Source organism: Streptomyces sp. NPDC041200, from assembly GCF_055591805.1.
On sequence record NZ_JBVIZF010000109.1, the window covers coordinates 1 to 3,972 of the forward strand.

A 3,972-nucleotide genomic window follows, 5' to 3' on the forward strand; every position below is an offset into this window, starting at 1 on the left:
GGTGTGGAGGTGGACTGGTCGGCCGCGTTCGACCAGGCCGGCACCCGGCACGTCACCCTGCCCACGTACCCCTTCCAGCACCAGCGCTACTGGCTGCGCGCCGAGCGTCCGGCAGGCGATGTGTCGACCGCGGGGCTGTCCGCTCCGGACCACCCGTTGCTGGGCGCGGAAGTGGAGCTGCCCGGCTCCAACGGCCTTGTCCTCACCGGTCGTTGGTCCACCCGTACGCACTCCTGGCTGGCCGACCACGCGGTGTGGGGCACGGCTCTCCTGCCCGGCACCGGCTTCGTGGACCTGGTCCTCCGCGCGGGCCACGAGGTCGACTGCGGCGTCATCGAGGAACTGGTGATCGAGGCGCCCCTGATCCTGCCCCAGGACGGCGACATCCAGGTGCGCGTCGAGGTCGGCGGGCCGGACGAGAGCGGCCGCCGGGCCGTGTCGGTGTACTCCCGGACCGAGCCCGAGGCGGAGACCGACGGCACCCTCGCCGAGTGGACCTGCCACGCCGCGGGCTCCCTGGTCGCCGACAGCCCGGAACCCGCCGAGCCCCTGGCGGTCTGGCCCCCGGCCGGGGCCACCGAGGTACCGCTGGACGTCGACGCGGTGTACGAGCGCCTGGCGGAGCGGGGATACGAGTACGGGCCCGCGTTCCAGGGGCTGCGCGCGGTGTGGACCCGCGGCGAGGAAATCTTCGCCGAGGTGGCCCTGCCGGAGCAGCAGCGGGAGGACGCGTCCCGGTTCGCCCTGCACCCCGCGCTCCTCGACGCGTCGCTGCACGCCCCGCTGATCTACGGCACCGGGCTTCCCCGGCTGCCCTTCTCCTGGAACGGGGTCGCCCTGTGGGCGCACGGCACCTCACGGCTGCGCGCACACTTCGTACCCCAGGGCGACGACGTGTGGCAGGTGACCGTCACCGACCACAGCGGTATGCCCGTCGCACGGATCGACGCCCTCATCGGACGCCAGGTCACCCCGGAACAGCTCGCCGAAGCCCGGCTGGCACGGCACAACCGGGCATCCCGCCTCGACCGCTGGGTCTACCGGACCGGCTGGGCGCCGATCGATCTGCCCGACGCACCCTCGATCACCGGCACCTGGCTGGTGGTGGCCCCGGAGGCGCACGCGGACGGCGACGTGGCACAGGCGGGTATCGCCGCGCTGAGCGAGCACGGCGCACACCCCCTCCTGCTGCCGGTGACCGACACCGACCGGGCCGCGCTCACCCAGCGGATACGCGAACAGGCCGACGAGCACGACATCACCGGCGTACTGTCGCTGCTCGCCCTGGACGAGACCGCGCTTCCCGGACAGCCGGGCGTCTCCCAGGGGCTCGCGGCCACGCTCGGCCTGGTCCAGGCGCTCGGCGACGCCGGAATCGACGCACCGCTGTGGCCGGTCACCCAGGCCGCGGTGGCCACGGGCGACACCGACCCGGTACGGGGCCCGGCCCAGGCCGCCCTGTGGGGGCTCGGCCAGGTGGCCGCGCTGGAACACCCCGCGCGCTGGGGCGGACTGGTCGATCTCCCCGAGAAGCTCCCCGCCGAAGCCCTCGCGCGCTGGGCCACCGTGCTGGCCGGGGGCTGCGAGGGCGAGGACCAGTTCGCGCTGCGCGAGGACGGGGTGTTCGTACGCCGCCTGGAGCGGGCACAGCTGAACCACGCGGCGGGCGAGCCCTCGTGGCAGCCCTCGGGCACGGTCCTCATCACCGGCGGTACGGGCGCGCTCGGCGCCCATATCGCGAGGTGGCTCGCCGGGAAGGGCGCGGAACACCTCGTCCTCGTCAGCCGCCGTGGAGCGGGCAGCCCCGGCGCCACCGCACTCGAGGCCGAACTCACCGCGACGGGCGTCCGCGTGACGCTCAGCGCGTGCGATGTGGCGGACCGGCAGGCCCTCGCCGACCTCCTGCGACAGGTGGAGACCGACGGCGACCAGGTCCGGGCCGTGGTGCACGCCGCCGGAGTCAACGGCTTCGGTGCCCTCGCCGAGACCACCGTGGCGGAATTCGCCGACATCGTGTCCGCGAAGACCGCCGGAGCCGCACACCTCGACGAACTGCTCGACGGGGCCTCCCTCGACGCGTTCGTCCTGTTCTCCTCCATCGCCGGAGTGTGGGGGAGTGGCAACCAGAGCGCCTACTCCTCCGGAAACGCCTTCCTGGACGCCCTCGCCCAGCACCGGCGGAGCCTCGGCAAGCCCGCCACCTCGGTCGCCTGGGGAGCCTGGGCGGGCGGTGGCATGGTCGACGCCACCTCGGCACCACAGCTGCGCCGCCAGGGCATCGGCCCCGTACCGCCCGAGCTGATGCTCTCCGCGCTGGAGCAACTGCTGACCGGCGGCGAGACCACGATGACCATCGCGGACATCGACTGGAAGAAGTTCGTCCCGGCCTTCACCTCGCCCCGGCCGAGCGCCCTGCTGAACGGCGTGCCCGAGGTTCGCCGCATCGTCGCCGCCGAGGCCAGGGCCCGGCGTACCGACCTCGCCACGGCCGGTTCACTGCACCGGCGGCTGGCCGGACTCGCCGAGGACGAGCAGACAAACATCCTGCTGGAGCTGGTGCGCGCCGAGGCGGCGGTGGTGCTCGGACACACCGACGTGCGGGCCATCGCGCCGGGCCGGGCCTTCCAGGAACTGGGGCTCGACTCGCTCACGGCCGTCGAACTGCGGAACAAGCTGTCCGCCGCCACCGGCATGCGCCTGCCCGCCACCCTGCTCTTCGACCACCCGACACCGGAAGTCCTGGTGCGCCATCTGCGCGAGGGACTGGTCCCGGACAGCGGTCCCGCCGTCCACCACGCGGTGACCGAGGCCGAGAAGCTGGCGGCCTCGCTCGCCTCGGTGGCCGAGGACCCCGCCGTGCGCAACCGGGTCACCGCCATCCTGCAGGCCCTCGCGGCCAAGTGGAGCCCGGACGCCCTCACCACCACGGGCGAGACCGACGACGATCTCGCGTCGGTGAGCGACGACGAGGTCTTCGACATCATCGACAACGAATTCAGTATTTCCTGACGAATTCAGTGATTCCTGACGCCCCGGCCCGCTGGATTCCCGCGAGGAGCTTGACCTTCCATGGTGGACAACACGAAGTACCGCGACTACCTCAACAAGGCCGTCGCCACCGCACGTCAGGCCACGCGGCGACTGCGCGAGATCGAGGAGAAGGCGTGGGAACCGATCGCCATCGTCGGCATGGCCTGCCGCCTGCCGGGCGGGGTGGCCTCACCGGAGGACCTGTGGCGGCTGGTCTCCGAGGGCGTTGACGGCATCACGGAATTCCCCACGGACCGCGGCTGGGACGTGGCCGGGCTGTACGACCCCGACCCCGACGCTCCCGGGAAGTCCTATGTCCGCGAGGGCGGGTTCATCGAGGACGCCACGGGATTCGACGCGGCGTTCTTCGGGCTCTCCCCGCGTGAGGCGCTGGCGATGGACCCGCAGCAGCGCCTGCTGCTGGAGACCTCGTGGGAGGTGTTCGAACGCGCCGGAATCGCTCCGGCCTCCCTGCGCGGCCAGAACATCGGCTTCTACACCGGGGTGATGCACCACGACTACGCCCCCCGGGTGCATGAGGTCCCCGAGGACCTGGAGGCCTACCTCGGACGGGGCAGCGCGGGCAGCTTCGCCTCGGGCCGGGTGTCGTACACCCTGGGCCTGGAGGGCCCGTCGGTGACGGTGGACACCGCGTGTTCGTCGTCGCTGGTGGCGATTCACCTCGCCGTGCAGTCGCTGCGCTCCGGCGAGGCGGAGATGGCGCTGGCGGGTGGCGCCGCCGTCATGTCCGACAGCCAGATGTTCGTGGAGTTCTCCCGTCAGCGCGGGCTCTCCCCGGACGGCCGGTGCAGGGCGTTCGCCAAGGGCGCCAACGGAACCGGCTTCTCCGAGGGCGTGGGGCTGGTGTTGTTGGAGCGGTTGTCGGACGCGCGGCGTCTTGGTCATGAGGTGTTGGCTGTGGTGCGGGGTTCGGCGGTGAAT

At 72.4% G+C, this 3,972-nt stretch carries 2 protein-coding genes; both read left to right on the forward strand.

Annotated features, from left to right (window positions below; genetic code table 11):
* Nucleotides 1-3,009 (forward strand): SDR family NAD(P)-dependent oxidoreductase (locus ACZ6CL_RS42775; RefSeq protein ID WP_468946956.1); only part of this gene is annotated, 3,009 nt, incomplete at its 5' end.
* A gap of 60 nt (nt 3,010-3,069) precedes the next feature.
* Nucleotides 3,070-3,972, forward strand: a 903-nt coding sequence (locus tag ACZ6CL_RS42780; protein WP_468946958.1) for a beta-ketoacyl synthase N-terminal-like domain-containing protein, incomplete at its 3' end; no start/stop codon positions are given.